The organism is Methyloglobulus sp. (genome assembly GCF_046714055.1).
GTDB lineage: Bacteria > Pseudomonadota > Gammaproteobacteria > Methylococcales > Methylomonadaceae > Methyloglobulus.
On the sequence record NZ_JBKKBJ010000124.1, the window covers coordinates 1 to 21,488 of the forward strand.

Here is a 21,488-nt window from a genome sequence, read left to right on the forward strand (position 1 = left end):
TGCTTCCCTTTGACTATGCCATCTTTGGTGCCATCTGTTGAGCCACATTTGGGACAATTCATGGTGCATTTGCTCCATATTAAAAAACACCAATCATACCATTATCTATACTAAGTTAACAATGCCAGAATATGGTTGAATACAAAAGGGAGGGCATAGACTTTTTGGTTGTATTTGATGGAGATAATTTTATAGAGCCATGGGTAGAATCCAAAAAATCAGGCTCTTTGACGAAATGGAACTGGAACAGAACATCAGATTATTCAGCAGAATATAAACAAATAAAGTTTATTCCCGACAGCGATCAAGAGGATTATTCAGAGCTAGAAAACGGTACATTCGCAGAAAAGTTAGTAAATGCTGTCAAGGTGATACCAAAAACAGCCTAACATTGTGCTCAACTGGTGCGCAGATATGAGGCTGCTTCACAATTTTCAGCTTTTGCGAGCCGCGTGCCCGGTTAGCTTTTTTAATTTAATTCTCCAGGAGCAGAACCATGAATTTAGACGCATTAAAATATATTCTTAATAATCGTATCGAGTTAATAGAAGAAATCGTGGCCGGAACCCAATATGATTCCTCGGCCACTATTGGCGTGGCAAATTTTCTTCTTGCAAATGAAGGGAATCTGGAGCTGCTCTCACAGGCACAGAAATATCACTACAAAGAATTTATTAAGCCGTTTATCGAATCAGCAACATGTGATGGTGTGTTTGGTAATGGAACCTGCACTGGTAACGGCTATATTGACGATGAGTCGCTGATTGCTTGTTACATTGAAGATGAATTTTTGTGTCAGCATTGCCGATATGACGCTGAACGAATTACGGTGGACTGACCCATTCCGTAAGGCAAGATCACCGATAGGCAATTAACCATAGCTTCTTGTGTTGTGGCGTTTTGCTAGCGAGACTGTGAAAGTATTATTTCACCATCCGCGTGGTATAATGTACTCCATTGATAAATATAATGAATTGTATATAGACATGACATCACGCCGCTACAAACCTGTTTCGAACAGGCAGCAAATCAGCTTACTGCCGCCCAGCCTAGAAGACCATGTCCATGAGACTAACCCAGTGCGCGCCATTGATGCCTACGTAGAGACATTGGGTTTAGCCAAACAGGGCTTTCAAAATGGCCAGGGCGGCGTTTGTGCGGGACAACCGGCCTATCCGCCTGAAGCCCCGCCCAAGCTGTACCTTTATGGCTACATCAACAAGGTCCGCAGCCGCCGCAGGCTGGAAAGCGAAACCTATCGCAACCCGGAAGCCGTCTGGTTGGTCGAAGCCCTTCGCCCCAGCTACAAAACCATTGCCAACTTTCGCAAGGATAACGGCCAAGCGCTGACGGCCACGAACCGTGGTTTCGTGTTGCTGTGCAAGGAACTGCAACTCTTTGGCGGTGAAACACTGGGTATCGACGGCAGTTTTTTCAAGGCCGATGCCAACAAAGACAGCATCTACACCGAAGACAAACTGCGTAAGCAACTGGAGCGGCTGGGGCAAAAAACCAAGGCCTATCAGGAACGACTGGCCCTCCAGGATGAAGCCGACAACCAAGCCGGGCTTGGCAGCTTGGTTGAAGACAGCCAACTGAATGAAAAAATAACCGCCTTAAAAGAAAAACAAGCGGTTAAGGAAGCCTTGCAAAAACGCCGGCACGACAGCGAAGCCAAACAACTCCCCACCGTCGATCCCGATGCCCGCCCGCTCAGTAAACGCGGGCAAACTCTTGCTGGTTATAATGTCCAGGTTGCCGTTGACGCCAAACACAAGCTCATTGTTGCCGAAGCCGTGGCCCAAGACGGCAATGACAGCCAGCAACTGATGCCCATGGTTGACAAAGCCCAGGCCATCCTGGCATCAGGGAATTTAACCGTATTGGCCGACAGCGGCTATTATGAAGGCAACCAAATCAAGCAATGCGAAGACCAACACATCATCGCTTATGTGGCGATCCCCGACCGGTCCGACGCCAAGACACAAGGCCGCCATACCCGGGGTCAGTTTAGTTTTAATGTGGACAATGGCACTTATGCTTGCCCACAGGGCAAGCCGCCCGTCCGCTATGGCGCACCCCACCAGATAAACAACAAAACCTATGCCCGTTACAAAAGCAAAGTCTCGGCGTGCAAGCGCTGCCCGGTACGCAGCCAGTGTCTGACAGACAAAGCCACCAGCAAACAACTGATGCGCCGGGAACATGAAGACGTTGCCGAACGCCACCAAGCCCGCATGCACAACAGCAAGGGCATAATGCGAAAGCGCGGCGCACTGGTTGGGCATCCTTTTGGCACCTTAAAGCGCAGGGCCGGGCGGGATCATTTTTTGATGCGCGGACTCAAAAAATCAACAGGCGAATTCAGCCTGATGGTGCTGGGCTGTAACTTCACGCGCGTACTGAATATTCTTGGCATGGGTACGCCCAAGGACTATTGCGCCCAACGTGGTAAAAATAAGGCAGTCATCCTTGGCTATGCCTGATATGGCGGCACTAGTCACGCGTAGTTTGTTGCTAAAAGCTAAACTGTTCCCCCTAGGGGTCAAAAAATACCGGAAGCAGCTATTGAGGGAGAGTCGGCATTTTGAATTCTTTCATAGTCTCTATCGCGAAATCTCTCTTCGAGCTTTTCTATCCAAAATAAAGGAATCGGCAAAATAACATCTCATGAACTGGCTAAAAAACTGGATATTAGGTAATGAAGCATCCGCAAAAAAGACAACTTTACAGTCACCTAAAGATGACCCGCAAGCTCGTTATTTGCGCGATACCTTGGCTTTTGCCAAGCAACAACGCAAAGAGTTGCGCTATAAACAGAATGAACATGAACATTGGCAGCAGCACTATGGATCGCTGCACGTTGATGAGCTAAGAAAGCTTAATGGCACAGAATTTGAGAATTACCTTGCCGAATTATTTAAACGCCAAGATTATCTAGTAGAAATGACGCCATTAACCGGCGACTATGGCGCAGACCTGATCCTGCATAAAGACCAGCAGCGCATAGCCGTGCAGGCCAAATGCTACACCGGCAGCGTCGGCGTAACCGCCGTGCAAGAAGCGTTATCCGGCATGGCTTATTATCGCTGTCACAGTGCCTGGGTCGTCACCACCGGAAACTACACCACCAATGCAGTCGAACTCGCCACACAATCCAAGGTGCGCCTGTTTGGCCGCAATGAACTCGGCAAACTCATCTTGCAGATGCAAAACCAAACATCAAACCGATATGGCTGATCAACTACCGATTATTACCGGCACCCGTGCCGTCAATGTCACTGCAACAGCATCAACCAGTCTCATCGGTCGTGGATTAAGCGCTATTCAGCGTAAGGAAACCGGCATTGCGCGGACTGAACTGGATGCACGCTATCGGCAGGCTCGGGATATTTATAATCGAATAACCTATTACGGCAGGGAAAAGCGTTTTAACGCTGATTTACTACCAAAACCAGGCGAACTGGTTGAAGACGAACAGTTGCTTCAATTGCAGCCTTTTTTTGTCATGGTTCAACAACTGGCAGATGTTTTTACTATGCTTCAGCAGTTAGCTGATATGGGTTATGGTAAAGCCTATTTTCCACTTGCAGGCATATACCAGGGTGGACAAGGAATAAGCCAAAATATCGAAAATGCCGATTATTACAGTCGCATGGCGTTCGACTGGTGTTTTGCTAATCAAGCATTGAACGATCCAGAAATATGGAGGGATTTAGGCTCAATTTACTATCACGGAGATGGCGTAGAGCAAGATTATAAACAAGCAGCCTTCTGGTTCTGCAAGGCTGCCGAACAAGGTAATGCGGCAGCGCACAGTTATTTAGGCTTTATGTATGACACCGGACGCGGCGTAGAGCAAGACGATGAACAAGCTGTATTTTGGCGGCGCAAGGCCGCCGAACAAGGTCATGCGACAGCGCAATTAAAATCAGGTATATTGTACTTCAACGGTCGTGGCGTAGATCAAGACGACGAACAAGCCGTATTCTGGTTTCGCAAGGCCGCCGAACAAGGTAATGCGGCAGCGCAATACGATTTAGGCTTTATGTATGACACCGGACGCGGCGTAGAGCAAGACGATGAACAAGCCGTATTCTGGTGGCGCAAGGCCGCCGAACAAGGTCATGCGGAGGCACAAAATAATTTAGGAATGAGGTACTGCAACGGTCTTGGCGTAGAGCAGGACGACAAACAAGCTGTGTTCTGGTGTCGCAAGGCCGCCGAACAAGGTCATGCGGAGGCACAAAATAATTTAGGAATGAGGTACTGCAACGGTCTTGGCGTAGAGCAGGACGACAAACAAGCCGTGTTCTGGTGTCGCAAGGCCGCTGAACAAGGTGATGTGACAGCTCTAGAAAAACTTACGGAATTCGGTATTAACTGGAAGGATACATAATGCTCCCCGAAGAACAAGAACTCAACCGCCTGGAAAGTGAACAAGCAACGCTGGAAGATCAGGTTGCCACCGCTGAATTGACCCTTGAAACCCTCAAGGCTGAAACCGCACAGTTTCAATATCACTACCATCAAATAGTTGGGCGGCTTTTTGCGGAGCTGGATAAGTTGGTTGCACAAATCGCCTGGGCAGAAGCCGGACTAGACCCGGACAATACCGAAGCGCAAGCACAGGCCGAAGCCGCCGAACAGCAGGCGCAAAAATCCGCCGAAGAAGCCGGTGTAACAGAGAAACAAGCGCCACCCCCACGGGAAATAACACCGGAAATAAAGCGAGCTTTCCGGCAGGCGGCCAAGCTGATGCATCCGGATCGAGCCACCACTCATGCCGAGCGCGAACGCCGTACTGCGGTAATGGCGCAGGTCAATGTCGCCTATGCGAATGGCGACCGGACAGCTATCGAAAAACTGATGATTGAATTCGGCCAAGACCCAGAAGCCATTATCGGCGGAGATGTTGCTGCGCGTCTGGTTAAAACGATTCGCCGCATCGCCCAATTACGCCGCCGAATAGCTGAAGCCCAACAAGAAATTGCCATCCAGAAAGCCCAAGAATTGCACGAGTTAATGATCACTGTCACCGAAGCCAAAGAGTTGGGTGGTGACCCTTTAGGCGATTTGGCGAAACAAATCATGCAGCAAATTTCTGAACGGAAAATTGAACTGGAAACAATTCGGCAACGGAGGGTTGCGGATGTCAATTTGTAACCGTAGTGAGAGGATAATTAAACGTTGTGCAGAAACGGAGTACTTGAGATGGGAAAGTCAGTAGGCCCACTAGATCATGGGGATGTTTCAATTTCACCTACGTATCGCAAAAAACATTGGCAGCAAGCACATGAAAACAATGACTGGGATACGATGGTGGCGATATTCCAGGACAGAATAGAAGGTAGGTTTCTCAAGCCAGTAAGACTAATTGCGAAGGATGATGATATTGGTGAGTTTTCAGGGTTTTCTATACTGGCGTTGGATTGCCTAATCATAGAAACATTGTATCAATTCTATTCCGGTCTTGATGAAACTGAAGGAGAGCACAAGAAGGCTTTCTGGAATTTCTTTAAGAGCAGTGAATTCTTTAAAGACCATTTTTCTAGGAAAAAAGCATTTACTTTTTACAGCCACTATCGCTGCGGAATAGTGCACCAGGCGCAAACGAAGGGAAAGTCGGTAGTACGAAAAGATCAAAGTGGAATGATACAATCCGTTGAAAATGACATTTCCAAAGGCCTGATTGTGGATAGACGTTTATTTCATAAGGCATTAGAGCAAGAAATCTCCTCCTATATGGATAAGCTAAAAAAAGGAGGCAATGAAAATTCCGATTTGAGAAACAACTTTCTCAAGAAGATGAACATTATTTGTGGTATCCCAGAATAGTATTAAAAAAGCAAATCTAGCCGACTAATTTAAATGTTATCTTATTGCAAAATAAGTCGCCACCGACCGGTTTGGGTCGTTTTTTAGCAGTCAGACGGCCTCTCAAATTAATAATTGCCTGCGGCTGGTTTGCCATAATTATGCGTGCCTGTTTTGACTGGAATACTCAAGTTCCTGAAACAACTTGAGTGCGTTTCATTAAAACAATTACCACTTGCTGAGAACTTGTCGAACCGCTAACACCTTGTCTTTATTGGACTTCGACAATCAGGAACTGACATTTTCAAAAACCACTACAGTTTTGTTATTGACTAAATAGAGCGGGTTATTAACCGGGTTTTGGTCTTGCGGAGATAAAATATCCTGAAATGATGGTAGTGACGTATCTAAAGCCAGGCGCCACTCTTTGCCGCTGATTACTGGCAGTCCTAACGTTGCAGTTTCATCTGACATATTCATTACGATATGCAAATCAGGCTCATGGACTACACTACCAGCCAGGGTAAAAGCCAATATCCTGGTGTCAGGGTCATTCCATTGTGGATTATTGGGCTGGATGCCGTGCCAGGAAATGTCAGCCATGTTTTTTCCTTCGATGGATTTACCCGTCAAAAACCGTCGGCGCATGATCGATGGGTGCCTTTTTCGCAGCGCTATCATTTGTTGGACAAAACGCAGCATATCGGCATTTTGCGCGGCTAACTCCCAGTCCAGCCAGGTTAATTCATTATCCTGGCAATAGGCATTGTTATTTCCATTTTGACTATTCAAAAATTCATCACCGGCGAGTAACATGGGAACTCCCTGACTAAGCAGTAAAATAGCAAAAACATTTTTTGCCTGTTTTCTACGCAGTTGCAAAATGTCCGGGTTTTCCGTTTCCCCTTCTATTCCGCAATTGAAACTATAACTGTCATTACACCCATCCCGATTATTTTCGCCATTGGCAGCATTATGTTTTTCGTTGTAACTGAACAAATCATGCAAGGTAAAGCCGTCATGGCAGGTTACAAAGTTAATACTGCTAATAGGCAAGCGCCCCTGATGTTCATAGAGATCACTACTGCCACAGAGTCGGGTTGCTAACTCCGGGATCAGGCCTTTGTCACCACGCACAAAACGGCGGATAATATCCCGATACCTGCCATTCCATTCGGCCCACCGATAGCCGGGGAAACTACCTACCTGATACAGTCCTGCCGCATCCCACGCCTCGGCAATCAGTTTGGTTTTGACCAGTTGTTCAGAAAGTTCGATACCCCACAACACAGGGGGATCCTCAAGAACTTCGCCATCCTCCCCTCTGGCCATAGCACTGGCCAAATCAAAGCGGAAGCCATCGACATGCATTTCCCTCACCCAGTATTCCAGGCAACTGATAATGAAACGGGCCACTAAAGGGTGATTGGCATTTACCGTGTTTCCGCAGCCGGTATAGTCGAGAAAAATGCTTTTATCATATTTGTCATGGTGATAGAAAGTTTTCCCGCCTATCCCTTTAAAATTAATAACAGGCCCTTGTGCGCCGGACTCTGCGGTATGATTGAAAACAACATCCATAATGATGCCAATTCCAGCCCTATGCAGTGCTTTTACCAAGTCGCGAAATTCCTGTAGATGGGTTCCTTGTTCGGGGGTCACACAATAACCAGGATGTGGGCTGAAAAAACTATGCGTACTGTAACCCCAGTAGTTTTTTAACCCAAGATCAGCGGTATTCGGGGGGACATCCTGTTCATCGAAAGCCATGACCGGCAATAACTCAACATGGGTAATTCCCAATTGTTGAAGATAAGGAATTTTTTCATTTAAGCCTGAAAAAGTACCTGGACTGGTCACCTTTGAAGAGGCGTGGCGAGTAAAGCCACCCACATGCAATTCGTAAATAATAGATTTTTCGCTACTGATACGCAGCGGTATGTCACCTTCCCAGTCATAATGTTCATCCACTACACAACAACGCATGGAGGTTAGGCTGTTATCGCCCGGCACACAGGCCGCTTTACGGCTCCAATGCTTCTGGCTGACCACGCGCGCCCAAGGGTCTATGAGCTGCTTATCCTTGTCAAAACTGAAGCCAAGTTCGCGGGTTAGATTGGGGGCATCAATGCGCCAGGTGTACCAGGTACCTACTGGCAACCCAACAATATAAACATGCCAGTAGAAAAACGTCCGGTTTATTTCCTTCTGCAAAGGTATTATGCGAAAGGGTTCCTCATTTTCTGCAGTTTCGTAAAGTAAAAGTTCTACATGGGTGGCATAACGGCTGAAAATGGAAAAATTAACCCCTCCACTATTATGCTTACAGCCAGTAGGATAGTGATTTCCCGGTTTTAATTTGTATTCGTTTTTCTGCATAACTTCATCTGGTTTTTGGTCAATAAAATCTGCAACCCAGCTTAAATCTAGGGTTGTGGAATTGACTAACGACTCTGGCTTAATTTTGGTAAACTTAACTGGATTACCATTCTACTACGCTGAGGCCCTTTAAGTGAAAAAGCATTCTAAAAATCCTCTTGACTCTGATGCTAAAAAAAGCATCGAGGCAAACCTGCTTCAACCTGATCCTATATACGGCATAAAAGAACTCAACCTTGAATCAGGTTCTAAAAAAAGCCTAAAGACCAGCACCCTTGAACCTGATCCTATAAAAAAAACACAGCCCAGCAGGCCCGATGCTCAAAAAATCAAAAAAAAACCTCTGCTCGACCCTGATTCTACAAAAATCGCAGAGGCCAAGCACCATGACCCTTTTTCGGTGTTGAGCCGACATCTAAAGGATAATCAAGACCAAATTAAGGTTTACCTGCCGCACGCAGAAACAGTTAAGCTCAGCCATAATAACACGGTTTTTCAACGCATTACGGGTACGGATTTTTTTGAGGCTTGTTTTGAAAAGGGGACTGGAAAGGAGCTATTGCCCGAGCATTACCAATTGTCCTGGACTGATAAAAGTGGCAACACCCACCTAGACTATGACCCTTACGATTTCCCCGTGCAATTGCCGGAATTTGACCGGCACCTGTTCGGCGAAGGCAAACATTGGCATGTTTATCAAAAACTGGGCGGGCATCTCCATAGTGCAGACGGGATCAAAGGCGTCCTGTTTACTGTCTGGGCGCCCAGTGCCGGGCGCGTCAGTGTGGTGGGTGACTTTAACCATTGGGATGGCAGGTGTCATCCTATGCGTAGCCTGGGCGGTGGCGGCATCTGGGAGTTGTTTGTTCCGGGATTAACGGAAGGTTGCCTGTATAAATTCGAAATCCTGAACCGACACAGCAACGAAGTGCTGCTGAAAACAGACCCCTACGGGCAACAGTTTGAGTTTCGCCCCAACACCTCATCCATCGTTGTCAAGGAAAATAATTACGAATGGTTAGACCATCAATGGCTTACCGAACGTACCAACCGCAACTGGCTACATGAACCGATGTCCATTTATGAAATCCATCTGGGTTCATGGCGACGCGATAAGCTCGGCAATTTCCTCAATTACCGGGCTATGGCGAACCAGTTGGTCGAATACGTAAAGCGGCTGGGTTTCACGCATATCGAACTGCTGCCCATTACCGAGCACCCGCTGGATGCCTCCTGGGGTTACCAGACCACGGGTTATTTTGCGCCCACCAGCCGCTATGGGTCTCCCGATGATTTTCGGTATTTTGTCGATACCTTCCATCAGAACGGTATCGGCATCATCCTGGATTGGGTGCCCGCACATTTTCCCAAAGATGCCTTTGCGCTGGCCCGTTTTGACGGCAGCGCCTTGTATGAGCACGAAGACCCGCGCAAAGGCGAACACCGCGACTGGGGGACGCTGATCTACAATTATGGCCGAAACGAGGTCAAAAACTTTTTGCTGGCGAGCGCCATATTTTGGCTGGAAGAGTTCCATCTCGATGGCTTGCGGGTCGATGCGGTTGCCTCCATGCTGTACCTGGATTATTCGCGCCAGGACGGGGATTGGATAGCTAACCAATATGGTGGCAATGAAAACCTGGAAGCGATAGATTTTCTACGCGAACTGAATGCGGTCACCCACGACCAGCACCCTGGCACGGTTATTATGGCGGAAGAATCCACTTCCTGGCCGCAAGTGACCCGTCCAACCTGGACTGGTGGTTTGGGCTTTTCAATGAAATGGAATATGGGTTGGATGCATGACGTGCTGGCTTATATGAGCCAGGAACCTGTGCATCGCAAGTACCATCATGATCAGCTCACGTTCGGGATGCTCTATGCGTTTTCAGAAAACTTTGCTTTGCCCTTTTCCCATGACGAGGTTGTCCACGGTAAAGGTTCCTTGCTGAATAAAATGCCCGGTGATGAATGGCAACGGTTTGCCAATTTACGGCTTTTATTTACCTTTATGTTTACCTATCCGGGCAAGAAACTACTGTTTATGGGTATTGAGTTCGGTCAGGGAACCGAATGGAATGTCAACAAGGCACTGGACTGGTACGTGCTGGATTATCCGCATCATCGTGGTGTCCAAACGCTGGTAAAGGATTTAAACCACCTTTATAAAGAGCATCCCGCCCTTCATTATTATGATTTTGACCACCACGGTTTTGAATGGATCGATTGCCATGATGTGCAACAATCCATCATTAGTTACCGGCGCAAAAGCGAACATGAGGATTTATGTATCGTGCTTAATTTTACGCCCGTCCCCCGCGAGCGTTATCGCATCGGCGTGCCTAATGCGGGTGTTTATACCGAGATATTCAATTCTGATTCAAAATATTACGATGGCGGTAATATCGGCAATGGCGCTGTGCTGTCAGAGCCTGTCCACTGGATGAATCACGCGCATTCGGTTTGCCTTACTTTGCCGCCTTTGGGGGCGGTCATACTGAAACTATAAAAAGACCTGAAAATCCGAAGGACGCCATTAGCGGAGGATTTTCTGCCAATCCAAGAAAATGATCGCCAAGAATCATATATGAAAAAAATATTGTTTGTCACCAGCGAAGCGCACCCCCTGATAAAAACGGGAGGGCTTGCCGATGTATCGGGCAGCCTGCCCAAAGCTCTGGCCGAACTGTCCCAGGACGTGCGCTTGATTATGCCGAAATACCAAGCCATCAAGACCTACGGGGACGTGCGATTCCTGTGTTCCCTACGTGTAGATAACCGGAATGTGAATCTTCTTGAAACCCAAATGCCGGACAGTCAGGTTACCGTCTGGCTGGTCGATTACCCTGAGTTCTTTAATCGTCCAGGCAATCCGTATTTAGACGGACAAGGGGATCCTTGGCCGGATAATGCCGACCGTTTCGCCCTGTTTTGCCGTATTGCCGTTGAAGTGGCTATGGACAGGGCCTATCTGGATTGGCAGCCCGATATTGTCCATTGTAACGATTGGCAAAGCGGCTTGGTGCCCGCCCTGTTGTCACTTGAACCACATGGGCCGTTCAGCGTGTTCACCATCCATAATCTGGCTTATCAGGGCTTATTCCCCGCAGAAAGCACCCAAGGATTAAACTTGCCCGGCCAGTTGTGGGCCCCGGAAGGGCTGGAATTCCATGACATGTTGTCCTTCATCAAAGGCGGGCTGGTTTATGCCGACCACATCACGACCGTCAGCCCGACCTACGCCTTGGAAATCCAGACGCCAACGTTTGCTTATGGTTTAGAGGGACTACTCAGGCACAGAAAAGATAATTTGAGTGGCATACTCAACGGCATTGATCTTGAGGCCTGGAATCCTGAAACCGATCCCTTAATTCCCCAGCATTACCGCGCCAAATCGTTGCTTGACAAGCAACATAACAAGTCTGAATTACAGCGCAGGTTTGCTTTGCCGATTAACGGACGTGTCCCGTTGTTTGGGTCGATCGGACGCTTGGTGGAACAAAAAGGCATTGACCTGATTATCGATTGCCTACCCGATTTGATGTCCATGCCTATGCAGTTTGTGTTGCTGGGTGCGGGCGATAAGGCTTATGAGCAACGCTTGCAGAACCTAGCGCACGTTTATCCTGACAAAATGGCTGTCATACTGGGTTATGACGAGCCGCTGGCGCATTTGATCGAGGCGGGTTCGGACGTTTTCCTCATGCCGTCGCGGTTTGAACCGTGTGGACTGAACCAGATGTACAGCCAACGCTATGGCACGTTGCCGATAGTCAGGAAAACGGGGGGGCTGGCCGATACGGTGGTCGATGCTTTGCCTGAAACCATCACTAACAAAACTGCCACGGGATTTGTCTTTAACGAAGCCAGCGCCAGTTCCTTGTTGGAAGCGGTCAAACGGGCCATGATATTATATAGCGACCAGAAGACTTGGGCAAAAATCCAGGCCAATGCCATGAACAAAGATTTTTCCTGGCGGCATAGTGCTGAAGAGTACTTGGTGCTTTATCGGAGTTTATAACCAATAATACGGTTGGAGGTGTACTTTGAAAAAACAAGTATCAGCGTTGCTACTTTTGGTTTTTATGATCCCGACCATAACCCAGGCAGAATCCGTTGTCGAAGTCATTTCCGTCTTCAATCGTCCAGCATCCGAAATCCAGCCCTTACTCATGCCCTTACTGGAATACACCGACCAAATCGTCGCGAATGGTGATTCACTCATCGTAAAAACTACGCCTGAGCGTTTGCAAACCATCACCAAACTTATCCGCAATCTGGATATCCCGCTGAATAACTTACTGATTACCGTTATCCAAAGCCGCGATACCACTGCCGCACAACTAAATGCTGGCATCGGTTTCGGCATCAATATCCGTCCACAGAACCCTGCCGATAGCAGTGGGCGTGTGAGCGGTTATTACAACCAATCCCAAGGCCAAAATAACAATCAAAATACCCAAACCATCAGGGTGCTGGAAGGCGTTCCTGCTCAAATAAAGGCGGGTAATATTGTTCCGATAAGGAACTACCAAATCTACCGTGACGGCTACGGTTACCCCTACGAGAACAGGTCTACCCTATTGGTCGAAGCCACCACTGGCTTTGCGGTAACGCCAAGGCTGGTTGGGCAGCAAGTCCTCCTGGACGTGTCGCCCTGGTCGGATAATATCAATGCCCAAGGGCAGTTCCAGACGCAAGAAGCCAATACGTCAATCAGGGCTAATCTGGGTGAATGGGTGGATTTAGGTGGCGTTGACGAAAGCACTCAAAGCAGCGGCAATACCCCGTTTGGCTATAACCGCCGATCCGGGCAAAACAACCTGCATATTTTAGTGAAAGTGGATCGGGTAAATTAGGGGCGAATCAATTAAAGGAATCTCTTATTAAGTCCTTCGACAGACTCAGGATGAACGGTAGCGTGTTGATTACGTTCGTGGTGGGCTTGTCGAACCATGAGCAGAATCAACTTGTTCAGAGCTTCCTTAAAGGAACTATCATAAATAAAATTGGTTACAACAAAGTTCTGATACCTGTGCGGCAAAGGGCTAATCAACGTTGATGGTGTATTAAATCCAGCACGGTAGGAGGTAACGAAATGAAGCAATTGCACAGAAAAGATTTGTTTAGCTGGTCGGAATTTAATCCTGAGCGTAACCTGGATTTTCACAGTGTGCTTTGGGTACGAGCGGACGGCAATGTGTTAATCGACCCTTTACCCCTATCGGCGCATGACCAAAACCATTTGCGGCAATTGGGTGGTGCACAATTTATAATTGTCACCAACAGCGATCACTGCCGCGATGCTTTTCACATTGCTAAAGTAACGGGCGCTGTTGTGTATGGTCCGGCAGGTGAGCGGGATAGTTTCCCACTCATTTGTGAACATTGGCTGCACGATAACCAGGAAATTGTTCCAGGGCTGGTTGCGTATCAACTGAATGGTTCGAAAACGCCGGGTGAGTTGGCGCTGGTATTGGATCAAAGTACGCTCATTACTGGAGATTTAATCCGCAGTCATGTCGGCGGCGAGTTGAGTATATTACCCGAAGCCAAACTTACCGATGCCGTCCAGGCCAAGCAATCCGTAAAACGAATGGCAAGTTTGCACGGCATTAAAACGGTGTTGGTGGGGGATGGTTGGCCTTTGTTTAATCAAGGCGGGGAAGCCCTTAAGGCTTTGGCAAGCTTATTATAGTAAGCTTGTGCTGAACTTTTGCATACGTTTGGTGCCCCACGGTGGTATTATACGGCATCAAGGCATTGAACTTATTTTTCAACTAATATTAAAGAGAATGGGGTTGTAGTGAAATGGATATGAACATGAATGTAACTAATTTACGTGAAAAATTACGCCGATCACCCAGTAATCAACAGTCGGCGGAACAGGGCGCAGATGAACGGCGCAAGGCAGACCGTAGAGTGATGCCCGTTGAGCCGAGCGGAACCGAAGCTAATGTAATACGAATTTGGTTAACGCCAGGAGAAAGAACATTAATAGAAGACCTTTATCTCTTGGAGGATAAATAATTCTTGTTCGACGGTCGCTAAAGCGACAGTCCATTTTCGTTACTGGTTAGTTTTTTAGCCGCGGGGTTGGCTGATGCCTGAGATCCTCCCCCTTCATTCCGGCAAATTCAAAGAGCAGTTCAAGTTCTTTAGCATCCAATTCGTAGAAGGAATGGGCTTTTAGCCGTTCCGGCAGCACCACAGGCCCATAGCGAACCCGCATCAAGCGGCTAACCACGATATTTTGCGACTCCCATAAGCGCCTGACCAGCCGGTTACGCCCTTCGCTGACGGTAACGTAATACCATTTATTGGCACCTTCGCCAGCGTAGAACCTAATGTCATCAAACTTGGCCTTGCCATCCTCAAGTTCTACGCCTTGTTCTAGCCTTTCAATGACGGCATCGGGAACCTCGCCCAACACACGCACCGCATATTCGCGTTCGACCTGAGTGGACGGGTGCATCAGGCGGTTAGCCAGTTCGCCGTTATTGGTGACCAACAATAATCCCGAGGTATTGATATCGAGACGGCCTACGGCGATCCACCTTGATGCTGTTAAATTCGGCAATTGGGTAAAGACAACGGGACGGCCTTCAGGATCCCTGCGGGTCACGACTTCCCCGGTGGGTTTGTGATAAAGCAAGACCCGCGTGGGTTGTACGGTAAATTTTTCCCAATGCAAAACACGGTCGTTGATCTGCAAATAGTCTCCCGCCTTGATGTGAGTGCCCAAGGTAACGGCTACGCCATTGAGCTTCAATCGGTCTTCCGCTATCCAACGTTCGATTTCCCTTCTTGAGCCAATACCGCCACGCGCAAGCACTTTTTGGATGCGCTCACCCAGGTCGGCATCAGCGGTGTCGATTTTCCTGGCTGTGGTCGGGTCAGGTGGCTGTGGTTTCGCCGAGCCCTTCGCGGATGTCGGTGTACGCTTGGGTAAATTCGTCTTGCTCGTCGGTGGTTTGTTTTTCACTCTCTTCCTGCACTGTATGTTGCGGGTTATCTAACGACAAATCAAGGTCTTGAATCTCTTGCAAAGTCGGTAGATCGTTTAGGGTGGTGACGTTAAAGTAGTCTAAAAATTGTTTGGTCGTGCCGTATAAACCGGGGCGGCCTGGCGCTTCCTTGTGGGCAACTACCTTGACCCAGTCCCGTTCCAGCAGCGTTTGGATAATGCTGGTGCTGACGCTGACACCGCGAATATCTTCGATGTCACCGCGAGTCACTGGCTGACGGTAAGCGATAATCGCCAAAGTTTCCAGCAAGGCACGGGAATAGCGGGGCGGTTTTTCCTCGAATAAGCGCGATACCCAACGGGACAGTTCCTGCCTAACTTGAAAACGGTAACCGCTGGCGACCCGCTTTAATTCGATGGGTCGATCTCGGTAATCCTCTGTGATGGACTCGATTACCCCCAGTATTTCAACGAGTTCCGGCTGTTCAATTTCCGGGAAGACTTGCTGAATCTGCTTGACCGTCATAGGCCAGTTGGCGGCAAATATGATAGCTTCAACGATGCGTTTTATTTCCATGTTAACGTCCAGGATTTCAACTACTGGGCTCGATTCCACCAAAGCTTGCTGCGGTGGCGGCCCTAACTCGCAACTCTGCGTAAGGCTCGGACTGGAATAAGTCAATGAGACTCTCTTTGCTGAGTTCGAGAATTGCCAGGAACGAGACGACGACCCCTTGTCGTCCTTCTTTTCTGAGGAAAAGTTGCGAAAAAAGGAGACTATCCGCTCCTTTAAGGTTTTCCAAAATGGCTGACATTCTTTCACGGACGGATAACGGTTCCTTGGTAATATGATGGTGGCTGAGTTGGTCAACCCGTTTTAAGACATCCTGAAACGCCAACAGCATTTCTTTTAACTGGATGTTGGGTAATAGTTGCTCGATATTCACTTTGGACACATCTACAACAGCGGCAAATATGTCGCGTTCAAGCCTGGGCAATAAGTCGATCTCTTCGGCAACACTCTTGATGCACTCATACTCCTGGAGCCTGCGGATCAAGGTTGCCCTGGGATCTTCTTCCTCGTCTTCAGATTCCGTTTGCCGAGGCAGTAGCATCCTGGACTTTATTTCGGCCAACAATGCCGCCATCACCAGGTACTCTGCGGCTAGCTCCATTTTGAGACCGCCCATGACCTGAATATAAGCAATGTACTGGTGGGTAATCTGGGCAATCGGTATGTTGATAATGTCGAGATTTTGTCGTCTTATCAGATACAGCAATAAATCCAGCGGCCCTTCAAACAGCTCAAGGAACACCTCCAGGGCATCAGGCGGTATATACAAATCTTCCGGTAGCTGGTTGAACGGCGTCCCATTGACGATGGCATACGCTTGCGGTGCAACGGGCCGTTCAGTGGTGCTTTCAAGCATATTCATTGCATTATTCCCAAAAATAAGTCAATGACTGAAAATTCACAAGAATTCAATTCATCCCTGCAATCGAAAAAAACAGGTTTTGGGCAAAGTACATGGGATAAGCAAGGATGGCATTCAAGACTTTGGTGTACAGCAATATCAGCAAAATGATAAACCCATAGCGCTCGAGTTGGTTATATTGCCAAGCCCATCGGTGCGGCAGGATGCCAGTCAAGACGCGGCTGCCGTCTAAAGGCGGTATGGGTAGCAAGTTGATTAATGCCAACACGAGGTTAATTGAAATACCGGCAATGCCTGTGTAAATGAGCGGTAAAGAGACGTTTTCTGCACTTGCACCTATCGTTACGCCTATGCGGGCGAGCAATGCCCAACCGAGCGCCATTAACAGGTTTGAAACAGGCCCCGCCAAGGCAACCATCGCCATGTCATGACGGGGCTTTTTGAAATTACTGGCATCGACGGGTACGGGTTTGGCCCAGCCAAAAATAAATCCGGTTCCCGTCAGCAGTAATAGCCCAGGGATAATAATGGTGCCTAGCCAGTCGATATGTTTGATAGGGTTTATGGTTAAACGACCCAATAGTGCGGCGGTGTTGTCGCCGTATTTTTTTGCAACCCAACCGTGCGCCGCTTCATGTACGGTAATGGCAAATATCACCGGTAATATCCAGACGGCTATTTTCTGTACTATTGTTAATTTGTCCATTATCTCGTGATACCTGTTAATCCAGCATAGGCGCTAGGCCTTTGCCGTGCCTGACGATTTCGGGGTCGTGATCGGGAAACGCGATGATGGTGGTTTCTTCGCACAGTATCATGCCGGCATCTATGACCAAATCCAGTTCATGTTCCAGCCGCTCCCGGATTTCGTAAGGATCGGCCAAACCCTCATCGTTTCCAGGCAGCATCAATGTTGAGCTAAATAAGGGTTCTTGCAACTCCTTAACCAGCAATTGCGCGACGGGATGGCCGGGAATACGGATACCTATAGTTTTTTTCTTGGGGTGTTGCAGCCGTCGCGGCACTTCACGGGTTGCATCCAGGATAAAGGTGAACGGCCCTGGCGTTAAGGCCTTGATCAGGCGATGGGCATTATTGCCCATTTTGGTAAACATGGAAACCTGGGTCAGATCTTTACACACCAAAGTAAAATCGTGTTTGTCGTCCAGTTGCCTGATACGGCGTATCCTGTCCAGCGCCTGTTTATCGCCGATGTGACAGGCAAGCGCGTAAGAAACGTCAGTCGGATATACAATAACCCCGCCGTTCTGGATAATTTCCACGGCACGATGAATTAAGCGTAATTGCGGATTTTCAGGGTGTATTGCAAAAAACTGGGCCATTCAAAGTGACAGAATTACGAAATTGAGCGCGATTATACCTCACATCCATGTGTCCAGGTTATGCGAATGCAATCGTACTGCGGCTGGTCGAGCGTTGTAGGTTGTGAAAATAGTGCGCTTTAGCATAAATCAAAGATAACCACGAAGAACACATAGAACACGAAGATTTCAATAGCTTGAATTCATAGAATTATTCTCTTCGTGTTCTCCGTGGTTAATGATTTTTAGCCTGATTTGTATAATACTTTCAAAGTCGCGTGTCTATCAACGTAAAAACCTACCACCGCTGATGTCAATTAAAGCACCATTAATATGCGAGGACATATCGCTGACCAGGAACAGCACAGAACTGGCGACTTCCTCAGCCATCGTATTTCGTCCCAGCGGGGTTTGTTTGCGGTAGTTTTCCAGCATTTCAGGCGTCGAATGGATTTCATGGTGCTGGGTTTCCACCGTACCCGGCATCACCGAGTTGGTGCGTATTTCGGGAGCCAGTTCTTTCGCCAGCGTGTGGGTGAACACCATTAAACCGCCTTTAGGTGCGGCGTAAGCCCCGGCACCATTGGCACCGCCCGTTTGTACGGATAAGGACAGCAAGTTGACGATGCGCCCACTCCCGGTTGCCCTAAGATGCGGGATTGCGCGTTTGGTCACCAAAAACGCGCTGGTCAGGTTGATGTCCAGCGATTTCTGCCAATTGGCTAAGGTGGTTTCTTCAATTTTGGCACGTTTGACCAAGCCGCCGCTGTTATTCACCAGAATGTCCAGCCGCCCAGTTTCGGCAACCATCTTATCCACCACCGCATTGGCCTGTGCCTCGTCAGTCAGGTCGGCGGGCAGCAGCAATGCCTTGATATTTTTTGCCGCCAATTCCGCATAGAGGCTTTCGGCAGCTTCCTTGCTGCTGTGGTAGTTAAGGCCAATAAACGCGCCAGCTTGACCTAATGCCAACGCACAAGCCCGGCCTATGCCTACGGCTGCGCCACTAATCAGGGCGACTTTGCCCGTTAAATCCAATGTCTGTTCAGGTATCATGTTGATACTCCCCTAAAAAACTTAAGACAGTGTTTCACCCGCAAAATTGAGTTCTATCTTGATGCCGACAGGGTCATACAAAAATATCTGCGTCATTTCCCTATCGGCCAAAGACCTTTGTTCAAGAGTGTATTTGATGTCTTTTTTGCTAAAGTCACTCATGAACTCAGCCAAACCCGTACACGCGAATGCTACGTGGTTAAAATGGATTTTATCGGATTCATCCATCCATTCTTCGGTGACGGACAAATGGATCACCGCCTTATTATCCGCATATAACCACGCGCCATCCCGTTTGGATACTGCCCGAAATCCCGGTTTTAAGCCCAGCACATCCTCATAGAACGCCTTAACCTTAGGCAGTTGTTCCGCTGTAACTTCAATGTTGATGTGATTTATTCCTGCGACTGCCATAATATCCCTAAGTATTAATGTGTTGCCTGTGATGTAGCGGTCTACTTTAATATAATCACCTTATTAAGGGATTGTATCGCAATAACGGCTCAAAGCTGTAATTGCCTAACTTTTTCCAGCACTTCCTGGGCGTGGCCTTCTGGCGTTACGCCATAACCTACATCAACCAACACGCCTTGCTTGTCAATGATGAAGGTTGATCTCAGGATAGACATGCTTTTGACGCCATTTTTCTCGCGTTCCCGCCACACGTCGTAGAGTTCGCATAACGCACCTGACGTATCCGCCAATAAATCCACTTTCAGGCCAAATTTATCAATAAAATCAGTATGGCTCCGGCAAGAATCCTTGCTCACTCCGATAACGACCGTATCCAGTTTGGCAAATTCCTCAGCCATCGCGGTAAAATCATTGGCTTCTATGGTGCAGCCTGGGGTGTCGTCTTTGGGGTAGAAGTAGAGGACTACATTCTTTTCACCAGTGTAATCAGCCAGGCTGACCATCTGGTGATTTTGGTTGAACGCCCTGAAATTGGGCGCTGGTTGTTGATTTTCTAACATAAAATCTCCTCAAGTAAAACTTGTTAATTGATTTGTTATGTAAGTACACACTAGCAGTGTCATTGGCATAATAGTGAGCTAGCGGATGAAAGTCCAGCCATAACTTTTACCAATAGGGAACAATTTTTTTAATAATTGTTGATGACGTACCAAATCTTAGTAAATTGCTAACTCTCCCAATTACCTAACCAAAAACACGAGCGTTTATAATCGAGAATGCTAGAATAAATCACTCGGCTTGATTCAAATATGCTTATGAAAACCCAAGAATCATCAGCTATTCACCCTTTACCAATCACTACGGAAGACGATTAATGAATAAAAAAGTCACCAAAGCAGTTTTTCCTGTTGCCGGTTTAGGCACACGCTTTTTACCTGCAACCAAGGCTGTTCCCAAAGAAATGCTGCCGATCGTTGATAAACCCTTGATGCAATATGCCGTGGAAGAAGCGGTCGCCGCCGGCATTGATACCCTGATATTTATTACCGGACGTAGTAAAAATTCGATCATGGATCATTACGATAAGGCGTATGAGCTTGAAAAAGAGCTGGAAGCAAAAAACAAGACCGAAATCCTCAACTTGCTCCGTAGCATCATACCGCCGCACGTGAAGTGTGTTTTCATACGACAACCCGAGGCGTTAGGTCTTGGACACGCCGTTTATTGCGCCCGGCCTGTGGTCGGTGATGAGCCGTTTGCCGTAATCTTGCCGGACGACCTGATTGAAGATGGCGAACGCGGTTGCATGAAGCAAATGGTCGATCTTTACGCTCAAACCCAGTCGTCGATATTGGGCGTGGAAAGGGTTGACCCTTCTGAAACTGACAAATACGGCATCGTACGGACAGGGGAAAGCAAAAACCCCTACGCCCCTATCGAACATATTGTTGAAAAACCGAAACCCGCAGTAGCGCCATCAAATCTTGCTGTGGTAGGCCGCTACATCCTGAATCCTGCCATTTTTGGCAAAATCAAAAATACCGGACGGGGTGCGGGTGGCGAAATTCAGTTAACCGATGCCATTGCCGATTTAATGAAGGACGAGCAAGTATTTGCCTACGAATTCGAGGGCAAACGTTACGACTGCGGAGCTAAACTGGGCTTTTTAGTCGCTAACGTAGAGTATGGGCTACTGCATAAAGAGCTAAAAAATGACTTCCTGGCGTATTTGAAGGATTTTGTAGGGAAGTTATAACTTGTTGGACTATAGAAACAAATAAGAGAGTCAAATCATGGAATTTTTCTTTCTAGCACTTATGAAGATTTAGCTGATTACAGATTAGCCGTAATGGATGTTTTACAGGAATGTGAATTTTTATACAAAGGCATGGAGTTCTTTGGTGCTACGGAGCATAAAGCTTTATATACATGCCTAATATACATGCCTACAAAATATCTCTGATTCAAGGCCGTAAGATACTCTGTTCAAAATCAAGATAATTTTGGTCATCCGGCAATTATTGGAAAGGAATAAAAGCGGGAGTTATCGAAAGACTGGTTGTGCTTCAACATGCCATGGATCGCGTGGAGCAATTT

General features: G+C 47.6%; 23 protein-coding genes. 14 read left to right on the plus strand and 9 right to left on the minus strand.

Features of this window, described 5'->3' with window-relative positions; all coding sequences use genetic code 11:
* The first annotated feature begins 131 nt into the window (after positions 1 to 131).
* The 7 genes from ACLQ6D_RS07575 to ACLQ6D_RS07605 all read left to right on the plus strand — a co-directional run bounded on the left by ACLQ6D_RS07575 (position 132) and on the right by ACLQ6D_RS07605 (position 5,838).
* On the plus strand, positions 132 to 389 hold the full coding sequence (locus tag ACLQ6D_RS07575) for a hypothetical protein (RefSeq protein WP_411726680.1): 258 nt from the start codon (positions 132 to 134) through the stop codon (positions 387 to 389).
* A 107-nt stretch (positions 390 to 496) separates the two neighbouring features.
* Positions 497 to 838, plus strand: a complete 342-nt coding sequence (locus tag ACLQ6D_RS07580) for a hypothetical protein (protein ID WP_411726681.1) — start codon at positions 497 to 499, stop codon at positions 836 to 838.
* 148 nt (positions 839 to 986) lie between these two features.
* The gene (locus ACLQ6D_RS07585; RefSeq protein ID WP_411726682.1) at positions 987 to 2,486 is read left to right on the plus strand and encodes an IS1182 family transposase; all 1,500 of its coding nucleotides are present in this window, start codon (positions 987 to 989) and stop codon (positions 2,484 to 2,486) included.
* 184 nt (positions 2,487 to 2,670) lie between these two features.
* Positions 2,671 to 3,240: a restriction endonuclease gene (locus ACLQ6D_RS07590; RefSeq protein WP_411726683.1), complete on the plus strand. Its 570-nt coding sequence runs from the start codon at positions 2,671 to 2,673 to the stop codon at positions 3,238 to 3,240.
* A complete protein-coding gene (locus ACLQ6D_RS07595) occupies positions 3,233 to 4,399 on the plus strand; it encodes a tetratricopeptide repeat protein (RefSeq protein WP_411726684.1) in 1,167 nt (388 codons plus the stop codon). Before ACLQ6D_RS07590 ends, ACLQ6D_RS07595 begins: the two co-directional genes overlap by 8 nt.
* Positions 4,399 to 5,166 carry a J domain-containing protein gene (locus ACLQ6D_RS07600; protein WP_411726685.1) on the plus strand — a complete coding sequence of 256 codons (768 nt, stop codon included), beginning with the start codon at positions 4,399 to 4,401 and terminating at the stop codon, positions 5,164 to 5,166. Before ACLQ6D_RS07595 ends, ACLQ6D_RS07600 begins: the two co-directional genes overlap by 1 nt.
* Before the next feature lie 48 nt (positions 5,167 to 5,214).
* Complete coding sequence (locus ACLQ6D_RS07605; RefSeq protein WP_411726686.1) at positions 5,215 to 5,838, plus strand: hypothetical protein; 624 nt, start codon at positions 5,215 to 5,217, stop codon at positions 5,836 to 5,838.
* Positions 5,839 to 6,105: 267 nt separating this feature from the next.
* Here ACLQ6D_RS07605 and glgX read toward each other — a convergent pair whose 3' ends face one another.
* The gene (gene glgX, locus ACLQ6D_RS07610; protein ID WP_411726687.1) at positions 6,106 to 8,196 is read right to left on the minus strand and encodes a glycogen debranching protein GlgX; all 2,091 of its coding nucleotides are present in this window, start codon (positions 8,194 to 8,196) and stop codon (positions 6,106 to 6,108) included.
* 328 nt (positions 8,197 to 8,524) lie between these two features.
* Here glgX and glgB point away from each other — a divergent pair, with 328 nt between their 5' ends.
* The 5 genes from glgB (at position 8,525) to ACLQ6D_RS07635 (ending at position 14,226) form a co-directional block, all read left to right on the plus strand.
* Positions 8,525 to 10,705: a 1,4-alpha-glucan branching protein GlgB gene (gene glgB / locus ACLQ6D_RS07615; RefSeq protein WP_411726700.1), complete on the plus strand. Its 2,181-nt coding sequence runs from the start codon at positions 8,525 to 8,527 to the stop codon at positions 10,703 to 10,705.
* A 78-nt stretch (positions 10,706 to 10,783) separates the two neighbouring features.
* A complete protein-coding gene (gene glgA / locus ACLQ6D_RS07620) occupies positions 10,784 to 12,217 on the plus strand; it encodes a glycogen synthase GlgA (RefSeq protein WP_411726688.1) in 1,434 nt (477 codons plus the stop codon).
* A 25-nt stretch (positions 12,218 to 12,242) separates the two neighbouring features.
* On the plus strand, positions 12,243 to 13,055 hold the full coding sequence (locus tag ACLQ6D_RS07625) for a hypothetical protein (RefSeq protein ID WP_411726689.1): 813 nt from the start codon (positions 12,243 to 12,245) through the stop codon (positions 13,053 to 13,055).
* 239 nt (positions 13,056 to 13,294) lie between these two features.
* A complete protein-coding gene (locus tag ACLQ6D_RS07630; RefSeq protein ID WP_411726690.1) occupies positions 13,295 to 13,894 on the plus strand; it encodes an MBL fold metallo-hydrolase in 600 nt (199 codons plus the stop codon).
* 125 nt (positions 13,895 to 14,019) lie between these two features.
* Entirely contained in the window at positions 14,020 to 14,226 is a 207-nt protein-coding gene (locus tag ACLQ6D_RS07635; RefSeq protein ID WP_411726691.1) for a hypothetical protein, read from the plus strand.
* Between the two features lie 46 nt (positions 14,227 to 14,272).
* Here ACLQ6D_RS07635 and rluB read toward each other — a convergent pair whose 3' ends face one another.
* The 8 genes from rluB to ACLQ6D_RS07675 all read right to left on the minus strand — a co-directional run bounded on the left by rluB (position 14,273) and on the right by ACLQ6D_RS07675 (position 19,951).
* The gene (gene rluB, locus ACLQ6D_RS07640) at positions 14,273 to 15,181 is read right to left on the minus strand and encodes a 23S rRNA pseudouridine(2605) synthase RluB (RefSeq protein WP_411726692.1); all 909 of its coding nucleotides are present in this window, start codon (positions 15,179 to 15,181) and stop codon (positions 14,273 to 14,275) included.
* Positions 15,093 to 15,740, minus strand: a complete 648-nt coding sequence (scpB, locus tag ACLQ6D_RS07645) for an SMC-Scp complex subunit ScpB (protein WP_411726693.1) — start codon at positions 15,738 to 15,740, stop codon at positions 15,093 to 15,095. The genes rluB and scpB overlap by 89 nt, the downstream gene beginning before the upstream one ends.
* A 16-nt stretch (positions 15,741 to 15,756) precedes the next feature.
* Entirely contained in the window at positions 15,757 to 16,599 is an 843-nt protein-coding gene (locus ACLQ6D_RS07650) for a segregation and condensation protein A (protein WP_411726694.1), read from the minus strand.
* Positions 16,600 to 16,645: 46 nt separating this feature from the next.
* Positions 16,646 to 17,308: a site-2 protease family protein gene (locus ACLQ6D_RS07655; protein ID WP_411726701.1), complete on the minus strand. Its 663-nt coding sequence runs from the start codon at positions 17,306 to 17,308 to the stop codon at positions 16,646 to 16,648.
* A gap of 13 nt (positions 17,309 to 17,321) precedes the next feature.
* Entirely contained in the window at positions 17,322 to 17,942 is a 621-nt protein-coding gene (locus ACLQ6D_RS07660; RefSeq protein WP_411726695.1) for an L-threonylcarbamoyladenylate synthase, read from the minus strand.
* A gap of 264 nt (positions 17,943 to 18,206) precedes the next feature.
* The gene (locus tag ACLQ6D_RS07665) at positions 18,207 to 18,977 is read right to left on the minus strand and encodes an SDR family NAD(P)-dependent oxidoreductase (protein ID WP_411726696.1); all 771 of its coding nucleotides are present in this window, start codon (positions 18,975 to 18,977) and stop codon (positions 18,207 to 18,209) included.
* A 21-nt stretch (positions 18,978 to 18,998) separates the two neighbouring features.
* On the minus strand, positions 18,999 to 19,391 hold the full coding sequence (locus tag ACLQ6D_RS07670; RefSeq protein ID WP_411726697.1) for a VOC family protein: 393 nt from the start codon (positions 19,389 to 19,391) through the stop codon (positions 18,999 to 19,001).
* 89 nt (positions 19,392 to 19,480) lie between these two features.
* Positions 19,481 to 19,951 (minus strand): peroxiredoxin, encoded by a 471-nt coding sequence (locus tag ACLQ6D_RS07675; RefSeq protein WP_411726698.1) that lies wholly within the window; start codon positions 19,949 to 19,951, stop codon positions 19,481 to 19,483.
* Positions 19,952 to 20,265: 314 nt separating this feature from the next.
* Between ACLQ6D_RS07675 and galU the strand changes: the two genes are divergently transcribed.
* Both galU and ACLQ6D_RS07685 read left to right on the plus strand, forming a co-directional pair.
* Complete coding sequence (galU, locus tag ACLQ6D_RS07680) at positions 20,266 to 21,147, plus strand: UTP--glucose-1-phosphate uridylyltransferase GalU (protein ID WP_411726699.1); 882 nt, start codon at positions 20,266 to 20,268, stop codon at positions 21,145 to 21,147.
* Positions 21,148 to 21,189: 42 nt separating this feature from the next.
* On the plus strand, positions 21,190 to 21,354 hold the full coding sequence (locus ACLQ6D_RS07685) for a DUF4062 domain-containing protein (RefSeq protein ID WP_411726702.1): 165 nt from the start codon (positions 21,190 to 21,192) through the stop codon (positions 21,352 to 21,354).
* The last annotated feature ends 134 nt before the right edge of the window (positions 21,355 to 21,488 follow it).

Bases quoted from the DNA above. Each gene is read 5' to 3' on its own strand.
- ACLQ6D_RS07630 (WP_411726690.1), top strand. From the start codon at position 13,295: ATGAAGCAATTGCACAGAAAAGATTTGTTTAGCTGGTCGGAATTTAAT.
- ACLQ6D_RS07635 (WP_411726691.1), top strand. From the start codon at position 14,020: ATGAATGTAACTAATTTACGTGAAAAATTACGCCGATCACCCAGTAAT.
- ACLQ6D_RS07585 (WP_411726682.1), top strand. From the start codon at position 987: ATGACATCACGCCGCTACAAACCTGTTTCGAACAGGCAGCAAATCAGC.
- ACLQ6D_RS07650 (WP_411726694.1), bottom strand. From the start codon at position 16,599: ATGAATATGCTTGAAAGCACCACTGAACGGCCCGTTGCACCGCAAGCG.
- ACLQ6D_RS07575 (WP_411726680.1), top strand. From the start codon at position 132: ATGGTTGAATACAAAAGGGAGGGCATAGACTTTTTGGTTGTATTTGAT.
- galU (WP_411726699.1), top strand. From the start codon at position 20,266: ATGAATAAAAAAGTCACCAAAGCAGTTTTTCCTGTTGCCGGTTTAGGC.
- ACLQ6D_RS07665 (WP_411726696.1), bottom strand. From the start codon at position 18,977: ATGATACCTGAACAGACATTGGATTTAACGGGCAAAGTCGCCCTGATT.
- ACLQ6D_RS07595 (WP_411726684.1), top strand. From the start codon at position 3,233: ATGGCTGATCAACTACCGATTATTACCGGCACCCGTGCCGTCAATGTC.
- ACLQ6D_RS07670 (WP_411726697.1), bottom strand. From the start codon at position 19,391: ATGGCAGTCGCAGGAATAAATCACATCAACATTGAAGTTACAGCGGAA.
- ACLQ6D_RS07600 (WP_411726685.1), top strand. From the start codon at position 4,399: ATGCTCCCCGAAGAACAAGAACTCAACCGCCTGGAAAGTGAACAAGCA.
- scpB (WP_411726693.1), bottom strand. From the start codon at position 15,740: ATGGAAATAAAACGCATCGTTGAAGCTATCATATTTGCCGCCAACTGG.
- glgA (WP_411726688.1), top strand. From the start codon at position 10,784: ATGAAAAAAATATTGTTTGTCACCAGCGAAGCGCACCCCCTGATAAAA.
- ACLQ6D_RS07580 (WP_411726681.1), top strand. From the start codon at position 497: ATGAATTTAGACGCATTAAAATATATTCTTAATAATCGTATCGAGTTA.
- ACLQ6D_RS07660 (WP_411726695.1), bottom strand. From the start codon at position 17,942: ATGGCCCAGTTTTTTGCAATACACCCTGAAAATCCGCAATTACGCTTA.
- ACLQ6D_RS07675 (WP_411726698.1), bottom strand. From the start codon at position 19,951: ATGTTAGAAAATCAACAACCAGCGCCCAATTTCAGGGCGTTCAACCAA.
- ACLQ6D_RS07605 (WP_411726686.1), top strand. From the start codon at position 5,215: ATGGGAAAGTCAGTAGGCCCACTAGATCATGGGGATGTTTCAATTTCA.
- ACLQ6D_RS07590 (WP_411726683.1), top strand. From the start codon at position 2,671: ATGAACTGGCTAAAAAACTGGATATTAGGTAATGAAGCATCCGCAAAA.
- glgX (WP_411726687.1), bottom strand. From the start codon at position 8,196: ATGCAGAAAAACGAATACAAATTAAAACCGGGAAATCACTATCCTACT.